At 45.9% G+C, this 22,588-nt stretch carries 16 protein-coding genes and 1 tRNA gene; 8 read left to right on the top strand and 9 right to left on the bottom strand.

All coding sequences use genetic code 11. The annotated features are described in order from the left end of the window. Positions 1 to 18: 18 nt before the first annotated feature. From hfq to L3J70_01875, 5 genes are all read right to left on the bottom strand, one after another. A complete protein-coding gene (gene hfq, locus L3J70_01895; protein ID MCF6235122.1) occupies positions 19 to 249 on the bottom strand; it encodes an RNA chaperone Hfq in 231 nt (76 codons plus the stop codon). A gap of 387 nt (positions 250 to 636) precedes the next feature. Continuing rightward, on the bottom strand, positions 637 to 831 hold the full coding sequence (locus L3J70_01890) for a hypothetical protein (GenBank protein ID MCF6235121.1): 195 nt from the start codon (positions 829 to 831) through the stop codon (positions 637 to 639). Between the two features lies 1 nt (position 832). Then, positions 833 to 1,114, bottom strand: coding sequence for a BrnT family toxin (locus tag L3J70_01885; protein ID MCF6235120.1), 282 nt, complete (start codon positions 1,112 to 1,114; stop codon positions 833 to 835). Between the two features lie 62 nt (positions 1,115 to 1,176). Further along, positions 1,177 to 2,115 (bottom strand): tRNA (adenosine(37)-N6)-dimethylallyltransferase MiaA, encoded by a 939-nt coding sequence (miaA, locus tag L3J70_01880; GenBank protein MCF6235119.1) that lies wholly within the window; start codon positions 2,113 to 2,115, stop codon positions 1,177 to 1,179. A gap of 46 nt (positions 2,116 to 2,161) precedes the next feature. Continuing rightward, positions 2,162 to 2,251 (bottom strand) — tRNA-Ser (locus L3J70_01875). Positions 2,252 to 2,450: 199 nt separating this feature from the next. Here L3J70_01875 and L3J70_01870 point away from each other — a divergent pair. The 3 genes from L3J70_01870 to L3J70_01860 all read left to right on the top strand — a co-directional run bounded on the left by L3J70_01870 (position 2,451) and on the right by L3J70_01860 (position 5,483). Further along, the gene (locus tag L3J70_01870; GenBank protein ID MCF6235118.1) at positions 2,451 to 3,119 is read left to right on the top strand and encodes a Bax inhibitor-1/YccA family protein; all 669 of its coding nucleotides are present in this window, start codon (positions 2,451 to 2,453) and stop codon (positions 3,117 to 3,119) included. A 111-nt stretch (positions 3,120 to 3,230) separates the two neighbouring features. Further along, a complete protein-coding gene (locus L3J70_01865; protein MCF6235117.1) occupies positions 3,231 to 4,229 on the top strand; it encodes a glycosyl transferase family protein in 999 nt (332 codons plus the stop codon). Positions 4,230 to 4,265: 36 nt separating this feature from the next. Further along, positions 4,266 to 5,483, top strand: coding sequence for a hypothetical protein (locus tag L3J70_01860; GenBank protein MCF6235116.1), 1,218 nt, complete (start codon positions 4,266 to 4,268; stop codon positions 5,481 to 5,483). A gap of 18 nt (positions 5,484 to 5,501) precedes the next feature. Here the strand turns inward: L3J70_01860 and L3J70_01855 are convergent, their stop codons facing one another. Continuing rightward, complete coding sequence (locus L3J70_01855) at positions 5,502 to 6,533, bottom strand: squalene/phytoene synthase family protein (GenBank protein MCF6235115.1); 1,032 nt, start codon at positions 6,531 to 6,533, stop codon at positions 5,502 to 5,504. Between the two features lie 95 nt (positions 6,534 to 6,628). On the opposite strand from L3J70_01855, the gene mobB reads away from it, so the two are divergent. Further along, positions 6,629 to 7,696, top strand: coding sequence for a molybdopterin-guanine dinucleotide biosynthesis protein B (gene mobB / locus L3J70_01850; protein MCF6235114.1), 1,068 nt, complete (start codon positions 6,629 to 6,631; stop codon positions 7,694 to 7,696). Here the strand turns inward: mobB and L3J70_01845 are convergent. The 3 genes from L3J70_01845 to L3J70_01835 form a co-directional block, all read right to left on the bottom strand. Then, positions 7,662 to 7,850, bottom strand: a complete 189-nt coding sequence (locus L3J70_01845) for a hypothetical protein (GenBank protein ID MCF6235113.1) — start codon at positions 7,848 to 7,850, stop codon at positions 7,662 to 7,664. The genes mobB and L3J70_01845 overlap by 35 nt on opposite strands. A 5-nt stretch (positions 7,851 to 7,855) precedes the next feature. Then, positions 7,856 to 8,827: a serine protease gene (locus L3J70_01840; protein ID MCF6235112.1), complete on the bottom strand. Its 972-nt coding sequence runs from the start codon at positions 8,825 to 8,827 to the stop codon at positions 7,856 to 7,858. A gap of 391 nt (positions 8,828 to 9,218) precedes the next feature. Next, entirely contained in the window at positions 9,219 to 18,377 is a 9,159-nt protein-coding gene (locus L3J70_01835) for a cadherin domain-containing protein (GenBank protein MCF6235111.1), read from the bottom strand. A 373-nt stretch (positions 18,378 to 18,750) separates the two neighbouring features. On the opposite strand from L3J70_01835, the gene rnd reads away from it, so the two are divergent. From rnd to L3J70_01815, 4 genes are all read left to right on the top strand, one after another. Continuing rightward, the gene (gene rnd, locus L3J70_01830) at positions 18,751 to 19,911 is read left to right on the top strand and encodes a ribonuclease D (protein MCF6235110.1); all 1,161 of its coding nucleotides are present in this window, start codon (positions 18,751 to 18,753) and stop codon (positions 19,909 to 19,911) included. Positions 19,912 to 20,014: 103 nt separating this feature from the next. Next, complete coding sequence (locus L3J70_01825) at positions 20,015 to 20,794, top strand: outer membrane lipoprotein-sorting protein (GenBank protein ID MCF6235109.1); 780 nt, start codon at positions 20,015 to 20,017, stop codon at positions 20,792 to 20,794. A gap of 8 nt (positions 20,795 to 20,802) precedes the next feature. After that, complete coding sequence (locus L3J70_01820) at positions 20,803 to 22,011, top strand: ABC transporter permease (GenBank protein MCF6235108.1); 1,209 nt, start codon at positions 20,803 to 20,805, stop codon at positions 22,009 to 22,011. Further along, positions 22,011 to 22,571, top strand: a complete 561-nt coding sequence (locus L3J70_01815; GenBank protein MCF6235107.1) for a hypothetical protein — start codon at positions 22,011 to 22,013, stop codon at positions 22,569 to 22,571. Before L3J70_01820 ends, L3J70_01815 begins: the two co-directional genes overlap by 1 nt. The last annotated feature ends 17 nt before the right edge of the window (positions 22,572 to 22,588 follow it).

Here is a 22,588-nt window from a genome sequence, read left to right as displayed (position 1 = left end):
AACAACTCAACCAGCAATCTAAACTTCCTCATCTGTAGGCATTTTTATATTTCGTGCTGGCACTACAGTTGAAATTGCATGTTTGTACACCATCTGACTGACTGTGTTTTTCAGCAAGATGACAAATTGATCAAAAGATTCTATCTGACCTTGTAACTTAATACCATTCACTAAAAAAATCGAAACCGATACTCGTTCTTTCCGTAACGTATTCAAAAAAGTGTCTTGCAACTTTTGTCCCTTAGCCATTTTTACTTCTCCTTTTTGTTATTATGACCAGGCCAGCCCCAACAACCTTATCCTGCTTACCTGATCCTAGTGCTTTCGTTCCCTCGCTAAAATTAACCTAGAAATACTGAGACTAATTTATAACACCGCATTCACTAGCTGAGTATGTTGGTGTGCCTTTTTGCGTGTTTTTGCAAAAAGCATGCTGAGTCCAGTATAATGCCTTTTTAGCATTACTCCACTTTACGTTTATCACTTATTTTCTTTGCAAACTTAAGGTTTATTACAGGGGAGTCGGGGTCTGAATTTGCTCTTTTTTCCGATTCGTAGTCACTCATGAGACGAATTTTACTTACATTATAATCAGTGACTATTAATGACCCCACGCTATAATCTTTAATTGTTTTTTTATCCACTGCTCTTATTTCTCCGCTTAATACTGACCTTCTTTAGCTGTTCTTCCGTAAATGGCAGGGAGTCCGGATCACTTTTTGCATTTTCCTCAATTTCTTCTTCCGTCAAAGCATCTGCTTTAGAAAAATCAATATCATTATTATCTATTGGGTTTTCTTTGGAGTGTTCTTGCTTCATAATTTTGTCCATCTTAATAGCCTCCCGACTCATAAAGCATACGTTCGCTTTTAGTTGCCTTTCTTACTGAAATTAGCCTTGTAATATTTACACTTCTCATTGTATAAACAACATATAGAAGTTTAGTTCGATTATCATAACCAACAAGAATGTAGCGGTTTTCTTCATAATCAAACCTATTATCTTCAAATTCAATAGCATTAGCGTCATTAAAAACAGGAACCCCTGCTTTAAGGGGCATATAATGCTTCTGCAAATTTATTTTGTTTTTCTCTTCCCCCCATTCAAATAACATACTTTCTCCATTAGTTTGTAAATATTGCTAAAGCGCACTCTACCGCAAGCAACACCATTGATTCAACCAATAACGGCATTGCCAACAAATTGCAACACATTTTTTTCTAAATCACCACTCATACTATCAAACCAAGTCGTATTTTTTTCAGAACGTAACCAGGTTATCTGTCTTTTAGCCAGCTGACGCGTTGCTGTAATACCCGCCTCAACCATATCATCGTAACTCATATTACCCTCCAGATATTGCCATACTTGACGATACCCAACTGAACGCAAAGCAGGCAATCCAGCATTAAGATCCTCTCTTTCATAAAGTGCTCGAACTTCATCCACCAACCCTAGCTCAAGCATTTCATAAAATCGTTGTTTAATACGCTGACGCAATACAGCACGATCACTTGGCGTCACAACTATTTTACACACAGGCCAAGGAAATGCCTGACCCGACTGCTTTGCATAATGCTCCGTCAACGTAACGCCTGTAATTTCATAAACCTCTAATGCGCGCTGAATTCGCTGTGGATCATTAGGGTGAATTCGTTGTGATGCAACCGAATCAACAGCCGCCAAACGCTCATGCATTGCCCCCCAGCCTATTTGAGCCGCCCGCGCCTCCAACATTTCACGAACACGACTATCCGCGCCAGGCAATTGAGAAAGACCCCGCTCCAACGCACGAAAATAGAGCATAGTCCCCCCCACTAACAATGGCACTTTGCCATTCGAATAGATCTCTTCAATCGCCTGCAAAGCATCACTGCGAAATTGTGCGGCAGAATAAGGCTCGCTAGGGTCACATAGATCAATCAAACGGTGCGGAACTTTCTCAAGAAATGCCTTATCTGGCTTAGATGTACCCACGTTCATCCCACGGTACACCTGAGCTGAATCAACGCTAACAACTTCAAAAGGAAATTTTTCGACCAGCATTGCAGCCAAGTCAGTTTTTCCAGCAGCTGTTGGACCCATTAAAAATAGACAGGGTAAAGAAGCTTTCATTTATATGTCAGTAATGAACGAACATTGATAGGTGATGTAAACCAAATGGCGGAGAGGCAGGGATTCGAACCCTGGGAGGGGACAAACCCTCAACGGTTTTCAAGACCGCCGCATTCGGCCACTCTGCCACCTCTCCTGAATCACTCAGCCATTGCGACCAAGTTGCGCGGATGTTAACCGAAACTAACCACAAAAATCCAGAACTTTTTTAGAAAATATTGTCAATTAATTAAAGGACATTGTGATGCAACCCGAAAATATACCTAAATTTTATAGATTTTCATTCCTTGCTAAAATATACTGTGTTACAACACAATTTTATAGAGAGATATAACATGGCTCAATATACACCATCAATTGAACAGAGCAAGAGCACAACTTTTGCAACAAACAAACTGATCCGAAACACCTACACACTGCTATCTATGACTTTATTGTTCAGCGCTTTTACCGCTGGCATCTCTATGGTCATGAACCTCCCCCACCCAGGCCTTATTATTACTTTGGTGGGGTTTTTTGGGCTACTGTTTTTAACACATAAATTACAAAACAGCGTGTGGGGGCTTGCCAGCGTATTTGCTTTAACAGGCTTTATGGGGCTCACACTTGGCCCAATCGTAAGCTCGTATTTAAACATGCCTAATGGTACCCAAACCGTTATGACTGCATTGGGTGCAACAGGTGCGATTTTCCTCAGCCTTTCCGCATACGCCCTTACAACCCGTAAAGATTTCAGCTTCATGGGTGGTTTTTTAATGGTCGGAATCATTGTTGCGTTTCTTGCAGGTTTAGGCGCCATGTTTTTTGAAATGCCAATGCTTTCTCTGGCAGTTTCTGCCATGTTTGTGCTATTGATGTCAGGCTTGATCTTGTATCAAACCAGTGAAATGGTTAATGGTGCGGAAACTAACTACATCGTTGCAACCGTTACATTGTATGTCAGCATCTACAATCTCTTCCTGAGCTTGTTACAACTGCTTGGCTTTTTTAATGGTGATGATTAAATCTTTCAAAAATTAATTGATTTAGATAAAAAAACCCCGTCATGACGGGGTTTTTTTTACCTCAAAGATACCACCAAATAAACGACCAGCACACAGAAATAATCGGCACATATGATTGATCCTAAGCTCCAATTCGCAAAATTCATCCAGATACTTGGCAAAGGAAAAAAGGGTTCACGCTCGCTGACACAGCAAGAAGCTTATGAGGCAATGTCTCTTATTCTTGAAAAAAAAATAGAGCCATTACAATTAGGCGCGTTTTTAATGCTATTGCGCGTAAAAGAAGAGAGCCCTGAAGAACTGGCAGGTTTCATTCAAGCTGCTCGACAAACAATTTCAGCACCTGAAGGTTCACCAGTTCAACTCGATTGGCCCAGCTATGCTGGAAAGCGCCGCCAACTTCCCTGGTATCTATTATCCGCACTATTACTCGCCCAAAATGGCATTCAAGTATTAATGCATGGCACAGCAGGTATCAAAGATCACCGTATATACCCTGAAGACGCATTGAAATCACTCAGCATTGATGCCAGTGTCTCATTGAATGAAGCCTCTATCAATATCAAAAAAAGAGGTTTTGCTTTTATTCGTCTGGAAGCGTTTCACCCTGTGTTAAAAGAGATCATTAATTATCGAGAGCTGTTTGGCTTGCGCTCACCAGTTAATACATTGGTGCGTTCACTCAACCCCATGAGTGCCCCTCACTCAATACTGGGTACATTTCACCCTGGATACCGAGAAATTCACCAAAAAGCCTGTACATTAAATAATCAAGCTCATATCGCCGTTATTAAAGGCGAAGGCGGTGAAGCCGAACGTAACCCAGACAACTGCTGTGAAGTGTTTTATTCTCACCATGGCATTATGTCAACTGAAAACTGGCCTGCTCTTTTCGACAGGCGTCACCTGAAAGACTCCACAATGGACTCAGGCCAGTTGGCACAAGTTTGGCAAGGTGATATTAATCATGAATACGGCATTGCTGCGATCATAGGAACCACTGCAATTGCACTTCGATTACTGGATAAAGCCAGCACCCCAGATTTAGCAATACAACAAGCTAATTCGATGTGGCAACAACGTCAATCACTAGACTATTTTATTAGTTAAAGCTCAACAACATACTAAATAAAGAGACATTAAAAAGTGAGTAACAAAGCGGTTTACATTATTGCCTCACAACAAAGACATGGAGTTAATGAGCGCGTTAACAGGATTTTCAGCCTCAAAGAGCACTTTTCAAAAATGGTTCTTGTCTGCCCAACAAAAGGGCACGATGGCGAAGATTGTCTTAATATTTCACCCTACACCAACCCGACGGGTATTCTACGCCTGCTCAGGCTCAATAAACTTAAAAACCTCATTGATAAACAACTCTTTTTCCCATCCGCTTCTATTTTATATGTCGCAGCGGCAAAAAAAGAGTTACTCCATCAAATTAAAAAAGATTTAAAACAAGGTCTTGAGGTTTGTTTGATTACATGTGTTCCAAGCCATGCTTTATGCCTGTTAGGCTTACATCTAAAGAAAAAACTTCCGGAAATTCGCTGGATTATGGACTGGCAGGATCTCTGGAGTCTGGATAAAAACTATGCGCTTAGAACACCTAAACGGCAACAACAAAAGCTCCTCAAAACTGAGTTAGCTACCTTTACTCGAGCAGATATCAATATTACAACCAATCAATACGCAAAAAAGGTACTTGAAACTCAGTTTAATGTGCCCTCGAATAAAGTCATTGCCATTACGCACCCTTTTTACAACGAAGATTTGCTTGGAGATGGTACTGAAAAAATCAAAATAGTCAGAAACAATCCAAAAACAATCACTATCGGCTTTCTTGGTCATTTATTTAAAGCCCCCAAAGTGCCTGGGGGAAAAGTTCTCGAAGCAATTAAGTATGCTAAGACTTCAGGGCTCGACATTGAGCTTCATATTTGTGGAAAACTACCAAAAGACGTTAAAAATAACCTTGGAGATCACCAGCAGAAATATGGTTTACAGTTCCATGGCAGCTTCGATCACATCACCAGCTTAAATATCATTGCACAATGTGATTTTATGCTGTTGGTACTCGAAGATTTACCTGTCAGCTCAACCATTGTCCACTCAAAACTACCGCACTATTTGCTTACAGGGAAACCCATTTTGGCTATTGCCCCCAGCCAATCAGCAATTGCTGATATTATTCAAGAAACAGGGAGTGGCCACCTCATTCCGGCCGAAAAACACTGGGGAAAACAGCTTCAAAACATCCTTCAAAAATACCTGAGTGGCACCCCGTCACCTAAGAGAAATGAAGCGGCCATCAAAAACTACAGCTGGGATCATATTAAAAAACAGTGGCTGGTTGTCATCGGTTAGAAGCGATCACGAAATAGCTCATACCACCACTATTTTTGCCCTAAGCCATTTCATCCAGAGCCTCATCAAGTGATTTGAGAATGAGAGTGGCATCGAGCACAGTAACATACCGTACACCCAGTGCCTGCTCACTTTTACGGTTGACTCAGAATCTAGCCATTGTTCATTTCTTGAAACTTCACCCAGTGTCGCCAAACCGATCAAAATCGGCCATAGCACCGACAAACGCAAACGCAAACAGTGACGTGGAGTGGTAACAAAGTACTGCTCTGCATCACCATAATAATTGATTGCCACTTGCAACCAGGCAATCAACAAAGGACGAGCCTGCTTACTATTTTCACTTTCAAAAAGCTCTTCAGGTTTCAGCCCTAACAGCATTAATTCAGAATTGGGCAAGTAACAACGACCGATACGTAAATCATTGGGCAGATCACGTAGAATATTCGTTAATTGCAGCGCTTTACCAAAGTTTATTCCTAAATTTATATTGTGCTTTTTATTCCAATCATACAATGCAGGTTCATGCGCCATCACCACCTCAGTCCAAAACCCTCCCACACAGCCAGCGACATGATAAATATAATTATCAAGTTCAAATTTAGTTTTAAACGCTTTAACTGACCCTTCGCCCGAAGCAGAAAAGTATGTCAAATCAATTTCCATTCCCTGAATCAATGTTGCAAACACTGTTTTCACACGCGCTTGATCCTCTGGCCACAAGCCATAAATCAACATACAAACTTGATAGATTGATTTTAGTAAATACTGTTCATCTTTATTGGCCTGCTGATCGCTTAAATTATTTACAATTTCCTGTAATGCCAGCTCATTTGGCATATCCATCACTTGTTTTTGAAATAGTTTCAAGTAGTACAGACGTTTTTCAACTGCAACTGCATCAGTATCCGCAATTGTATCCGCAGCTCTTGCCAACAGATACGCCACAGAAATGGGCTCTCTCACATTCGCAGGCAGTATTCGCAAAGTTAGATAGAAGCTACGGGAAACACTCCGCAGAATATCTGTTAACAATTTACTTTTTTCCATGGTCTGACATGCATTATTTTCCTGATTATTTCAGTGTTATACTCTAGAAATTATGTATTGACCAGTCAGCTCTTACAAATTTTATAAGGTACGCTATGACCATTGAACACCTTCCTGTTTTAGGCGTATGCGGTTTTAGTGGTTCAGGTAAAACAACGCTGTTACAAGCGGTTATTCCAGAGCTGGTTCAACAAGGATTACGCATTGCTGTTGTCAAACACGATGTTCACGGAATTCAAGTCGATCACCCCGGAAAAGATAGTGACGTTCTATTTCATTGTGGTGCTGACATTCTACTGCAAGGCCCAGGAGAGCATTTTTTTCGAATCCATGCGCCAACATCGTTTGAACTTATTCCTGAATTAATAAAGCTTAGCCGCCAATATGATCTGGTGCTTGTCGAAGGGCATAAAGATTCGCCTATCCCCAAAGTCTGGTTATTAAATGAAGATGAGCAGGAAGTACCCGTTGACAAGAAAAATATTATTGGAACACTGGCTCGTAATTCACAGAGACCAAAACACTTTTTCGATTTAATACGTCACTGGTTAACAAAGCAGTGGGCGAAAGCACCTGTTTATGGCTGCGTTCTTATCGGTGGCCAAAGCAGCCGCATGGGTCGCCCCAAACACCTGATTGAATCAGATGGAAAAAACTGGCTGACACATTCGGTCAACACACTGAGCGAACATACAGAACAGGTCATCATTGCAGGTGCAGGAGAGATGCCAAAAGAGTTGAAAAAACACCATCAACTGCCCGATGCGCCCAATATTGTTGGTCCATTAGCAGGCATTCTCTCTGCCATGCGCTGGGCACCTCATGCTTCCTGGTTGATCTCTGCCTGTGATATGCCCTGCACGACTAGAGCGGCACTGCGCTGGTTACTCAGCTCTCGTGCGCCTGGAGTTTGGGGCGTTTTACCCAAACTTTCAGTGGAATCATACCCAGAGCCACTGTTGGCCTATTATGACTTCAGAGCAGCTCAACTTCTTGAGAAATTATCTATGAGTGAAAAGCCTGCACCGAATCGTTTAAGCAAGCATGAAAAGATCATCTCGCCTATTACACCAAAAACTCTGTCAAATGCATGGAGAAATATTAATACCGAACAAGAACTTGATACTTTTAAATCGTTGCCAATAAAAATACAACAAAAATAACCACAACACCTAACGGTATCAAAACACCTTTCCAGTCTTTTGTCGCCTCTTTACTCTGAGCCAGAGACTGCTTCAAGCTCGGATAGAGCCAGATCACAAGCCCAACAGCAAGAATTGCAACAACGACTTTTTCCCAAGTTGCCACATCACCCATACACCTTATTTCCTTCTATATATAATTAACCGAAAAATAAGTAAAAAAACAAATAACCCATAAAAAGCACCTGTTTCAGAATCACTTTTATCTGGCCTGACAGTACCAGTATATGAAGCCAGCCAATCTTGAAAGCGCTCCACTCGCATGTAAATACCATACCTTCCCGGCATCGCACACCCATAACCATAATTCACCACCCCCGCAAGGCGGTATTCACCACTTTGCCATGCCATTAATGGCCCACCACTATCGCCAATACAACTATCCTTGCCCCCTTCAACAAAACCAGCACACATCATATTTTCAGTCACACGGCCTCCCTGATTCATAATACCGCATTGCACGTTATCAATCACTGAAAGCTCAACCTCTTCCAGCTTGGCGGGGCGATCACCAAAAACATCATCTTCCAAATCATAAGGTGTACCAGAGCTTGAATAAAATCGTACTCCCCACCCCGCTACAATCACTTTCTGACCCGGTTCTGGTGAACCAGAGTATAGTGAAACTGGCTCTGCTGATGGGTTTTCATTCTGTGACAACTCTAATAATGCGATATCAAAATCGAATGATTCAATATTATACTCAGGATGGATAAAAATATTCGCAACGACCCTTCTTTCACCGCCTTGGGTTAAATTTGATGTGCCCACTAAAGCATAAAATGCATCGGCTCCTCGTAAACTTCCCGCTTGATCAAACAGGCAGTGTGCCGCAGTGACTATCCACCTAGCAGCTATGAGTGAACCACCACAAAGTTGTGCTTGATAATTCGCTTGATAAATTGGAATCCACTGATCATTTTTATCAACGGCAAACCCAGACTCAATTTTTTCAACAGTTTCACGATCCAGCAGTGCGACCATCGCTGGCCATGAATCTTTAGGTGCGGTGACTCCACCAATAATTCTGGCCTCCCCATCAATGGTCGCACTCCAGCCCGAGCTATTATAAATAACTAAAAGCAATATCATTGATCTAACTAAATACTTCATAAATTTGTCAGCAAAAGCCTAAAATAACCCGTCCAGACATAATGCAATCACCCCATGATCAGACGATTGGCACGGTTTAAGTTTCACGGTTCAAGCACCGCCGAACGAAGGACAACAGTTCACCCACCGATAAAAATTGATGAGGAAACCTCACGGCAATTCCTTTTTTAGCTCATTGAATAGAACATAGTTTACGAAGTTTTTACTCTGAATGCACCTGAAATTCTTTGTTTTATGGGTTTCAACTAAGGAGGAGAATTGCTGTGGTTATCTTCATGCCAGTTCTTGATCCCAGCTAACCAAGGTAAGGGCCAGTATTTGGCCCAACCCAGTCATGTTAGTCACCGTTGCAGACGTTGTTGCACTGTCTCTAAAACCGAAACCCTGCCCCGAGCGTCCACGCACTCACGTCAACGCCGCCCAAGCGATACATCGTCCAACCAAGTCTAATTGGAACTTGGGCAACCACATCCATTTCCAAACCAAAGCCGAGCGTATTATTAAAGCCACGCTCTTTGAAGGTTTTCGAGACCGTTTCACTGCTTAAATCGTATTCTGCTTGCCAGAGAAAAACGCCGAAGTTAGCCCAGGCATCAACTTTATTACTCAGCGCGATACGGCCTACAAAATTAAAAGTAAACCCGGAACCCGTGACGGGATAAACTGCCTCGACACTCGTTATAAAGTGATCAACATCGGCTGCCAGACCGTTGAGAGAGGTGCTACTCTTCCCCAAGTCTACATAGCCAATTTCCAACGCAAGCGGCTTCTCGATTTGATATCCGATGTGCCCCGACCAAGCCGAACGTGAAAGATCCGTTTGCGTCACGCTTGCCGTCAGCCCCAGGGCATCAATATCTGACTGAAAATCACTGGCACGTTCATCGCTTGTTGCAGATAAATAGCTAATCCCAATATAGTCAGGTTTAAGCGGTGACTGAGCGTTAGCCACACCCAGGCCACTTACCGCGCAGCATATGGCCAGTACCAGGCGACGACCTCGACCGCTCAGACGAGTCACCACCACAACCAAGCCCATCAGAAACAAAGTCCACAGTGAAACGCTGCCACCACCACTGCCCGTCACCTTCACTGTGATCGGCGTTGAAGACAGCACTGCGACACCACCAGGGTCTTTGACGGTCTGATTAGCCAAACCATCAGCATCGTTCGGACCACCGTCTTCAATCGTCAATTGCACACACCAGTGCCCTTGAGTCAAACCTGGGCTAAAGCGGCTATCGCCTGGTGGAGGGCAATAACCCTCAACGCCTTGCGTAGAAGAGATATGGTTACGACTATTTTCAACAAAGTCCTGCCAGCCTGAAGGCATCAGCTTACGATAAACCGCACTGGCCGGAATCGGCGCGTATTGCACTACAACCACGCTGACGCTTTGACCCGGCACAGGCAACGCTTCAATATTGAAATCAAACAAACCGCTGTTAAAGTCATGGTGTTCATCAACAACACCACCCACACCATCGTTACCGTATTGCTCAATCTCACTGTCACTCACCCCAATCTGGCTGCTCCCTGAACTAAAGGCGATTGACCCCAGGCTTAACACTAAGTCAGATTCCGTTTCCATCAAGAACATTTCGATGTCTCCGACAAGCTGTTGTGCAACATTTTTAGCAATATTACTGTTATCAAGATAGTTCGGCACACCATCACCGTCGGTATCGCCATAACCTTCCGTGGCATCGTCAACCCCATCACCGTCACTATCGATAACGCTCAGAGCAGGCAGTGAGGCAACAACTTTCAACTCCAGTCGTGTCGCCACAGTATTCAGGCCATCGTTGACAACAACCTTGAGTGTGTAGACACCCGTGGCCAAACTTGCCGGATCAAAACTGAACATTGCATCATCACTATCAGTATCCACCAAAACGTTGTCTGTCGCCGACCAGTCGTAGCCATGCAGGTCATCGACATTGGCATCGCTCACCGCTGCTGCCACGACCACAAGACCACCAGTTTGTGCAACCAGACGGGTGACACCATAACCCTGCTCTGCAGTCAATAAAACACTAGGTGCGACATTGCCCTCGTAGATATCAACGCTATGGCTATCCTTCGATCCCAGCGCCGCATTGCTCGGTGTACCCATGGTGACAAGCAAGGTCTCCATGCCTTCGCCTGCGCCATCATCAACCAGTGCAAATGAAACCGTCGCCTCTAAGTCAGGGCTATTAATCGTGACACTGCCATCCACCAAGTCATGATCAGAGCCATCTGTCGCGGCTGTGCCAGAGACGCTATAGGGCACGATGACCGGATAGTCCACTGCTGAACCGTTGAGAACCACTTTGAAACGAGCCGTTGCGCCTTCTGTAGTGATTTGGTTTTTACTCAACTCAACCAATGGCACCACGTTCACATTTTGTGTGGCCGACACACTGTTGCCTGCCTCATCACTCGCCGTCCAAGTAATCACATGAGCCCCTGGGCTAAAGTGTGTTGGTGTCACCAATACGGCCTCACCATTCAGATGCGTAATGCGTGCCGTCAATTCACCGTCGGTCGCATCGGATGCTGAGGCACCACCTAAATCAACAGCGGTGTACAGACCCATTGCATTTAACGTGATATCTGCGGGAGCAGACAGCGTGGGTGGATTGTCATCGGCACTGGCATCCGTACCGGCAACAAACTCATCGTAATTACTCACGCCATCATTATCGGTATCTGCATCACGGTCTGAGCTATCACGACTATCCAAGCCATTAGCTACTTCATAGGCATTGGACAAGCCATCACCATCAATATCCGTATCAGTCAAATCACCCAGTCCGTCACCATCTAAATCACCATCAACAACAGCGCTGGCCACACTATTCAGCGACTCTGTGTAACCGCCCGCGTCGGTGTAGCTCACGACAAGTGTCATCACACCACCCACATCAGCCGCCATCAGCAGATAACTTGCGCCTGTCGCACCGCTAATATCAACACCATCACGCTGCCATTGATAACTAAACGCAAGCAAACCATCTAAATCAACGACCGTAGAGATATCAGATACCAAGGTCTGGCCTTCAATCAATGCACCCGTCACGCTCACACTGCCTGTCGGTGCGTCATTGACGGCCACGATAACCAATGAAGCCGTCACAGCAAGCCCCACATTATCGTCATCATCAGTGGCGATAAAACGAATCAAACGCTCTGTGGTATCAGGGGTTTGAGAGTTACTATCGTAGCGCAGCGATTCGATCAACAACTCCATCGTCTCCGCCGTGGCAGCGTTATCGTCCACAGTCATCAACAACTCACCCGTCGCGCTGTCGTAGGCAGAAATCGTCACCGATTCACCGTTAACCTCCTGCACACCCGTACCATAACTTGAACTCAGCCCTTCAGCATTGCCATCGGGGCGGTTGTCCAATACCACGCTCAGAGATTTAAAGTTGCCATCATCCGTGATCACCGTATCGTTCGCTTCGGCCACTGAATCATCACTGTCTGCCAAGGCCACAACACCGCCACCTTCAGTAAAACTAGCATTGAAACCACCGCTGCTATTGCCGCTGCCATCATCACCATCAAGGTCAATAATCGGCGCTCGCACGACCACTACACTGACCTCTTGATTAAGCGTGGTTGAGCTTTCACCATCACCATCATCCAAGGTAATACGCACGGTGCGTGTTGCGGTATTAACACTTAAGTCATCCGAACCCGCATACTGCAACGCCGACACAAGATCTCGAACACGATCAAAGCTGGCATTGGCATTAAGTGTCAACACTAAGTTTTCACCATTCGTCCCGCCCGCTACGGTCGCAATTATCAGGCCATCGCTGTGAAAAACATCACTATTGGTGAGGGAAATATTGCCTACCGCGCCCACTTGCAGCACATCTTCAGCCGTTTGAGCATTAGCGACAATAGCCACCGTCACGTTGCCGCCATCCATGTCAATGGAGTCCACCATCGTCAGTGTGGCATCAAGATCATCATCCAGATTCACAGCACTTCCACCGACATTAAAGCGCACGTTATCACCATTAAGGCCCGCCACTAATGGCGCTTCATTAACGGGGTTCACCATCACCGTTAACACGGTATCTATCGCATTGCTTGCAGCATCAACAGCACGCACCGTAAGGTTATGACTGACACTCGCTTCGTAATCCAACAAGCTACCATCAAGTACAGTCACCACTCCTGTGCTGGCATGGATGGCAAAACGACCGCCAGCATCATCCACCAAGCTGTAGATACTTGCCCCTGTGGCTAAAACAGTGCCCACCGTTGTGCCATTACTGGCGTTTTCATTCACGGCTAACGCCCCTGTTGCACCGTTGGGATTATTAGCGTCAATCGCATCAGCAGTTTGCACAATGGCATTGGTGTAGGTATTACCGACGTTGCCTGCACTGTCTTGCAGTTGGAAGGAAACCGGAATCGCATCACCCGCCGCACGATCACTGTGGCCATCTAAAATGGTGTAAGTCGCGCTATAGCTTCCGCCACCGTTATCCATAAAACCTGTTACGGCAACACCATTCACTAGTCCAGACAACAAAGTTGATCCCGCTTCGCTGGCAGTGATACTCACCACAACCACATCGCCCACCTTCATGGCACTGTTAGGTAAAGTCACCGCTGTCACCGTGGGGCCAGTTGAATCCATCAATACCGTAAAACTGGCGGCACTGGCGTTAGCCGCGACAAAACCCGTATTTGTATCTGTCACTTGGTTAGCAAGAATCGCAATAGTGTAAGTGCCATTATCCGAATCATCCCAGCTCCCCCCTGGCGGCGTTACAGTGTAGGTGGCTATGCCAGTAGAACCATTACCACCCCAGCTCGCACCAGAGACCGAGGCTCCGCCACTGACCGTGACATCAGCCGTATCAACTGTCGCACTGTCGAAATTACCGTCCACGTCCGAATAAGCCACGGTAAAGGTGTACGAAGTATTCCCCTTATCATTTTGGCTCACGTTATTCGCCGTCACCGCACCCGCAATAGGAAATTCGTTAACATTCGTCACGCTAACAGTCAGCGTTTGTGTGTCAGTCAATGCTCCGGAGCCATTATCAGTCGCCGTCACTTCAACAACATAGCTATTGTTGACATCGCTGTCGGTAGGCGCTTCAAAATCAGAGGAAGTCAGAAAAGACAGTACACCATTAACGAGACTAAAACTCGCCTGATCCGCCCCGCCCGTCAGGCTGTAAGTCACCGTGTGATTTTCAGCATCCGTACTCGTCAACGTTGTCACTGCGGTTTGGTTCTCCAGCGCATTCAGTGCAGCCGTTACACCTCCGCCATCGCTGGTAATTTCAGGCGCATCATTTTGAGCCGTTACATTAACGGTTTTATTGCCCGTGATTTGCAGTGCCGGATCACCTGCCATACCACCATATTCAACAACGTAGCCAGAAATATTCCCCAGTTGATGAGGGTAATCATTCCAGGTAGCCCCACTTAAAAAATGGGCATAATCTTCACCACCCGCATTGTTAGGTTCGACCCCACCCCAATTCTCATATTCACTGCCAACTGAACTGCCATTGCCAAGACCACTCCAAAATGCCGTGCCTGTCTCAGGGCCAGTGACCCAGCGCCAATCACCTTCAACTGCTGCATCACTCGCTCCCATCCAGCCTTGTCCAGCCAATTTAGAAGCAATAAAAGCATTCTCATTTGCTGAAGTCACAGTTGTTAAATACCCTTGCAAACCAAATAAGGTTCTGGCCGCTGCCGCATCCTTAGCTGCTGTCCAGGAGATGCCCGAGGCGGTCACAAATTCGTAAAAATGACCATTCTCCGCAAATGACAAGGAGCTGCCTAGGGCATAGCGAATTGTCCGTGCTCCAGTATCGGGGTTTGCTGTGTTGATATTCTGGTATTGAACCGCGCGCAAGGCCGCTTGATAATCATCAGGCGTGGCACTCCCCGTCAGGGTCAATATGCCCGTCGTCGAATTAAAGCTGCCACTGATCACCGCTCCCGCTACTGCCGAATAAACCAACTGATCCTCAGTGCTCACATAGCCCGCTGTAATCGCCACAGTAGCGCCACTGATAGCACCCGCACTAGGCTCGACTATGGTCAACGAGGGATCAATTGCAACAGCGACACCGTCCTCCACAAAAACTGTATTTCCACCACTCATTGTCAATACGGGCGGAAAATTATCAACTACATCAAAGCTCCGCGTGATCTGAGCGGCAGAACTATAGGTGGTATCACCTGCTTGGTTAGCCTGTATCGTACACGTACCTGTAGACAGCAAGGTGACGGTACTCGCCGCCACTGTACATACAGAAACCGTCGTACTGGTATAAGTTACGCCCAAAGCCGATGATGCCGTTGCTGCAAGGTTAAGCGTTGCCTGACTTAAAAGCTGGTCAGCTATTGCCGGAAAAGATATCGATTGCGAAGTTTTAGCAACTTCAACGGCTGATAAGGCATTGGAGTAGAAAGTAAATTCATCCAAAAGACCCGTAAAATAATTTGTTTCTGTATTAGGTAAATCTATGCCGACACGACCTCTAGCGTCATTTAAACCCAGTTGATTAAAGCTCATATCGAGGTGCTGAATGGTACCTGTTGCAGAACCGATAGCCACACCATCCAAATAAACACTCAATATATTATTAGTCGTGTCTGCCGTCATCACAACTCGATGCCATTGGCCATCATTAACTGCATTTGTTGACGTAATAAGCATTGAGCTTCCTATCCACAACTCCGCTTGTAATTTGCCAAGAGTATTAATAGAAATGATCGGAACCCAGTATGTTGCGGTGGCACCGACAACCTTATTTTGATAGCCCAGAATGCCGCCTGTTGAGGTCGTTTTAAACCAAAGCGATACCGTAAAATCCTGGTTATTCCTAAGTAGGTCATCAGGCAACTTGACATAACCACTGCCAGACAAGCTCAATGCCTTGCCACTGTGTCCCGCACTGTCGTAGGTAATTGTGTCTTGCAAAACACCGTGATTGCCATTGCCACTGGCATCATTCACATTATCTTCAAAATCATAAACCACTAAGGGCAAAGAGCTGACGCTCACCCTGGCTTGAATGGCTGAAATTGATTCCGCGCTATCGCTATCTTGAGCAACAACGGTAAAAGCATTCACTTCACCACTGGCATTATTAGCTGGAGTCCAGTAAGCATTGTTCGTCGCATTCACGGTATCGTTGCTGCTGGTAGCAAAAACACTGGCTGTGCCAGGTGAGGTACCAATCTTCAAGCTACCGCTGCTGACCGCTTTGATAACAAAACGACTGATCGTGCCATCTTCGATATCGGCTTCATCACCCTGGGCTTGGAACTCAGCCAAAGTAAGTTCAACTTCAGCACCGCCAACACTGCTATCAATCACTGAGGAAAAAGCAGTTAAGGTCGGTATATCATTCACCGCTGTCACCATAATCAGCGCTTGCACGGCTGAGATAGACTCAGTGTTGCTGCTATCTTCCGCCGCCACAGTAAAGGCACTCAAGCTGCCGTTGGCATCATTTGCGGGGGTCCAATAGGCATTATTCGAAGCATCAATTGTGTCGTTGCTTGTCGCAGCAAAAGGCATCGCTGTTCCGGCAGAAGCGCCAATTTTTAAACTGCCCGTGCTAACGGATTTGATAACAAATCGGCTTACTGTGCCATCTTCACTGTCGGCTTCATCGCCTTGGGCTTGCAGCTCCGCTAGGGTAAGCTCAACTTCAGTGTCTTCATTGGTGCTATCAATCGCCGCAGAAAAGACAGTTAAGGTCGGTGTATCATTGGTGGCTGTCACCATAATCAGTGCTTGCACGGCTGATATAGACTCGGCGTTGCTGCTATCTTTCACCACCGCAGCAAAGGCATTCAAACTGCCATTGGCATTGCTTACAGGTGTCCAATAGGCATTATTCGAAGCATCAATTGTGTCGTTGCTCGTTGCGGCAAAAGTGGTGGCTGTTCCGGCAGAGGTGCCAATCTTTAAACTGCCCGTACTAACGGATTTGATAACAAATCGGCTCACGGTGCCATCTTCACTGTCGGTTTCATCACCTTGGGCTTGCAACTCCGCCAGAGTAAGTTCAACTTCAGTGTCTTCATTGGTGCTATCAATCACCGCAGAAAAGGCAGTTAAGATAGGTGCATCATTGACGGCTGTGACACTGGTTCCAATCGCAACACCAGATGCCGCAATTTGTGACGCGGTATCATCACTGGTGGTATCAAAAGCCTGTCGCGTCGCGCTGCTGGTATAGGTCGTACTGCCCGACTCGTCGACAGCAAAAACCGTTAACGAACCTGGTGTTCCACTGTAGTTTGAAAAAGGTTTAAAACGTAGCAACGTACTGTTGTTTAGCAACAACGCTGAAGCGGTGGAAACAGACCCCATATCAAACCAATTACTGCCGCTGTCAGTGGAATATTCCCAATCCCCTTGAACACCGCTGACTGAAGTATCCGCTGCCACCGCGATGCCGGATAAATTGCTACTACTATCCACATCATTAAAATTACCATTAAGCAAAGCAGTCACCGTCGCCCCGACAGGTGAGAGGGTATCTTCATTAACCGCAGCCAATGTTGCCCCGGCACTAAAACTAGGCGCGTCATTTTGGGCCGTTACATTAACGTTTTTGTTACCCGTGATTTGTAGGGTTGGATCACCTGCCATACCGCCGTATTCAACGACATAACCAGAAATGCTAGACAAAGAAAGGGGATAATCATTCCAAGCCCCCCCATTCAAAAAGTGGGCATAATCTTCATCACCACCCCACTGGTTAGGTTCACCAGAACTCCAATTATTATACATCCCACCCACCGAACTGCCGTTTGCGACACCGCTCCAAAATGCAGTACCCGCTTCAGGGCCAGTAACCCAACGCCAATCATTTTCAACACTGGCATCATTCGCCCCCATCCAGCCTTGCCCAGCCAGTTTAGAAGCAACAAAAGTATTCTCATTCGCCGAGGTCACTGTTGTTAAATACCCTTGCAAACCAAACAAGGTGCTGGCCGCTGCCGCATCCCTGGCATCTGTCCAGGAAATGCCCGAGGCGGTCACAAATTCGTAAAAATGACCATTGTCAGAAAATGACAAGGAGCTACCTAGGGCATAGCGAATTGTCCGTGTTCCGGTATCGGGGTTTGCTGTGTTGGTATTGCGGTATTGAACCGCGCGCAAAGCCGCCTGATAATTATCAGGCGTGGCGCTCCCCGTCAGGGTCAATACGCCCGTCGCCGAATTAAAAGTGCCACTGATTCCTGCTGTTGTCGAATAAACCAACTGATCCTCAGTGCTCACATAGCCCACTGTAATCGCCACAGTGGCACCATTGAAAGCTGTAGAGTTAGGCTCAGCTATGATCAGCGAAGGATCAATTGCAACAGCGGCACCGTCTTCTACAAAAGTTGTGCTGCCAGCACCCATTGTCAGTACGGGAGCCGCCTGTACTGCCGTCACGCTGGCAAGCAGCACCAGCGATACAATCATTCGTATGACAAAGTTCACAAACGGCTCTGCTGTGCTAGAGTCAAAATAACCTTTAAGTTCCATACTGTTATGTCTCCCGACGATTCCATTCAAACGATGCCCTGCACAACTCAATCCACGGACGCGAACGCACTGCCCTCTGTTTTCGGCAGTTTTATGATGAACTTAAAGAAAAACATGAAATTAATTTGTTAACGATGAGATCTCAGGAGGAAAGACATCGGAGTAATTAATAACCACGTTTATGGGAATGGTTTAAGCACTGGCTTAAGGGATGCCACTCTTAACGCCAAAGCATCGTTAAATATGACGAACATCATCCAGATGAAAACTGCTTTGATGCCGTATCAGAGCCAGTGTTTTGATAAAGTCAGAAATGATTGTTGACATAATAATAAAACGTGCCATTCAGAACCTCGCTTGTTATGCTCTTTCCATGAATAAACAAGATAATGCTTATCAATATATTAATACCACACGCTCTCTAGAACGACTTTGCTCCAAAATAGAGCAAACACCCTGGATCGCACTTGATACTGAGTTTTTACGCGAAAAAACTTACTATCCTCAACTTTGTCTGATACAAATTGCGACCGTCGATCATGTCGCTTGCATTGATCCACTGGCGCTGGACAATATAGAACCTCTGCTCGATATTATTTATAACCCGAATATTATTAAAATTCTGCATGCGGCTCGGCAAGATCTGGAAATTTTTTATAATCTGAGAGGCCAATTGCCCAGCCCCGTATTTGATACTCAACTTGCTGCACCATTATTAGGCCATACGGACAACATTGGCTATGCTAATCTAGTTCAGCAGGTACTTAATGTACATCTGGAAAAAGCACATTCACGTGCTGATTGGACACGCCGACCATTAAGTGACAAGCAGCTTGATTATGCCGCAGACGATGTAATCTATCTTGCAAAGCTTTACGTCGAACTTAAAAAAAACCTGGAAAAGCATCAGCGTCTTCACTGGTTAGATCATGAGTTCGAAGCCCTTTGCAATACAAATTTATATGCTAATTCACCGCAAGATGCGTGGCAGCGTATCAAAGGAGCCGATCGCTTAAAAGGCGCTCGTTTAGCCATACTGCAATCACTGGCAGAGTGGCGTGAAGAGACGGCACAAAATGAAAACAGACCGCGCAACTGGCTCATTCGTGATGATGTATTAATCGAAATCGCTCGTGCTACTCCGCAAACAGTACAAACACTCGAACATATCAGAGGCTTAAACGAGCGCAGTCTACACAAATATGGGAAACAGATTATTGCTCGTGTGAATGCCAGCAAAGAGCAAACACCCATTCCGTTTTCCAAAAAAGCCTACAACAAAATAAAATTAACGGCACAACAAGAAGAGGTTGCTGATCTTCTGCAAGTATTGATTCGGTTGCGAGCGAATGAAAATTCACTGAACCCAACAGTACTTGCAACTCGAAAAACAGTGGAGAAATTTGTGAGTGGCTATCCGAGTAGCCTCAACGAGGGTTGGAAAAGTCATATGCTTGGCACGGATCTTCAGGCGATCCTGGAGGGTAAAAAAGTATTTTGTATCAAAAATGGAAAGGTGCGATTAACTGAATAACCCCTCCTCCTTTCACAATTTTCACCCTGCATACTTAGTATAATTCCTGTGAGGTGGCCTCAGGGTTTTTGAAGCCTACCTCACAAAAATAGAGGAGAGCATCATGGCACACTCTTATTTACTAGGTCGATTAACGTTACTGGCAACAGCGATTTTGATTGTTTTACCCTTCTCACTGAATGCGACTGAGCCGCCTGACAAACGAGCCAGCGAAATTTTGCGCTCTGTTGATGACCTATGGCGTGGCAAGTCATCTCACGCGATCACGACAATGCGGGTTAAAACCAAACACTACACTCGTACCATGAAAATGGAGGGCTGGTCGAAGGGCAAGGAAAAGACGCTGTTCCGTGTATTGGAGCCATTGAAAGAGCGCGGCACAATCACACTGAAGTCGGGCACTCACATCTATACCTATCTACCAAAAACCGACCGTAAAATTCGGCTCACCAGCGGCATGATGATGGGCCGCTGGATGGGCAGCCATCTAACCAATGATGATCTGGTCAAAGAGGCTCGGCTTGAGGATGACTACGATGCAACAATCACTTTCGAAGGGGTGCGTGACGGGCAAAAAATTATCGAGTTCACGTTAATTCCCAAAGCGGATGCCGCTGTGGTCTGGGGCAAGTTGATCCTAGTAGTCTTGGCCAACAGTTCAATGCCATTAAGTGAGCTGTTTTATGATGAAGATATGCAGGTCGCTCGCACTTTTAGCTTTACAGGTATGAAGTTGCTGGGAGGTCGTCAACGTCCATCAATCATGCGGGTTGTGCCTGCCGACAAACCTGAAGAGTTTACCGAATTTATCTACGAGTCACTGGAGCTGGATATTGAGATCAGCGATCAGTTTTTCTCTGTCTCTAATCTTAAACGGCGGTAGGGATAATAATGAAAATCATGACGCTCGCCTCCCGTAACGTACTCAGAAATTGGCATCGAACCCTGGTGACGACTTTAGCGATGGCTTTCGCCTGTACAATCATGATCATATACGGTGCATTAATGAAAGGCATGGTGGTGGGCAGTGAACGCCAAGCGGTCATTATGAATCAGGGAGATATCCAGATTCATGCAGAGGGATACCGTGATGACCCCGATATCTATACCACCATGACGGATTCAAAAATCTTGCTGGAAAACATTAGAGCCGAGGGCTTTCATGCCACAGCTCGCTATTTCGCCTTTGGGCTCATGGCGACGGATGACAACTCATCCGGTGTACAGCTCAGAGGAACCGATCTCATTCGTGAGCCGCAAGTGACGCAGATCCATCAACACGTCATGACGGGTTCGTTTCTGGATAAAGATGATCCTTACGGTGTGGTGATCGGTAAAAAACTGGCACGTCTGCTGGGAGCCAAGGTCGGCAGTGAGTTGGTTTACATCGGTCAAACGGCTGATGGTTACATGGCTAATGAGATTTTTAAAGTGCGCGGTATTTTGAAAGCGGTGGCATCTAACATTGATAGCGCTGCCGTTTTCTTACCTGAGCAAACTCTGACTGAGCTGCTGAGCCTGCCGCAAGGGGCGCATGAGATTGTTATCATGCGGGCAGATCGCAGCAGTGATCTAGAGGCAGCCAAGCAACAGGTTGCGGTGCTAGCCCCTAAGTATGAAACTCTTGATTGGCGTGAATTGATGCCAGTCATTGCACGCTTTTTAGAGACGGCCGATGTGCAGGCGCTCATCATGTTGATCTTCACTTATATCGCCGTTGCTTCCGTGGTGCTCAATGCGGTATTGATGAGTGTGTTCGAACGCATTAATGAGTTTGGCATCATGAAAGCGATTGGTGTCAGCCCCTTGCAGAGCGTGGCGCTGATCTATGCCGAGGTGATGATACAAACCGTGCTGGCTTGCCTGCTGGGTTTGGGGCTTGGCTGGTGGGCATCAAACTACTATCAAACATACGGTATGGATATGTCTGGTCTGGCAGGCGATGTGAGTTTTGCCGGTATCGCTCTTGATCCAGTCTGGTATGCCTACGTCACGCTGGAGGTATTGAGCAACCCTGTTATTTTTCTTTTTTTGATTGCAATGTTGGCAGCGATACCGGCTGGAGCGACAACCCGAACAGTCAACGTGCCTCCCACCTAGTGAGCTGGTCAAACTCCTATGGCAATATTGAAACAACGCTGATTGCAGGACGTGTCGTGGATAAAAATATCATCGGTGTCGCCTTGCAAGGGGAGCTTTTCGAGTGGCTGGGAATTCGTTTCGAAGGCCATCATGGCGATTCACTATATAGAGATCTTGATGACTACCAACAATTCAGCCTGGGCCTGGAGTACCGCTGGGAAAGCAGCTTCGAACTTCGACTAGAGTTGTTTTACAACGGGCTGGGTGGCGACAACGTTACCGACTATCCAGCAATAGCGCAAACGGGCAACACCCAATATCTTGGCCGCTATTACAGCGCTTTAGGCGGCAGTTATGACATCACCCCTTTGCTTAGCGGGCAAGCGGTCATTATCAGCAATTTTGAAGATGACTCTGCACTGATATCACTTAATGCTATCTATTCACTCTCTGATGAGTCTGAATTAGTGATTAACCTGGGCATACCGCTGGGAGACAAGCCCATTAATGGCCTATTGAGTAGTGAACTTGGAAGCTATCCAGTGTCAATAAATGTGGAAGCCCGATTGTTTTTTTAGAAAAAAGGAAGAGATCA

It is taken from the genome of Gammaproteobacteria bacterium, assembly GCA_021648145.1.
Taxonomy (GTDB): Bacteria; Pseudomonadota; Gammaproteobacteria; order JAADGQ01; family JAADGQ01; genus S141-38.
This window is presented reverse-complemented; position numbering and strand designations above follow the sequence as displayed.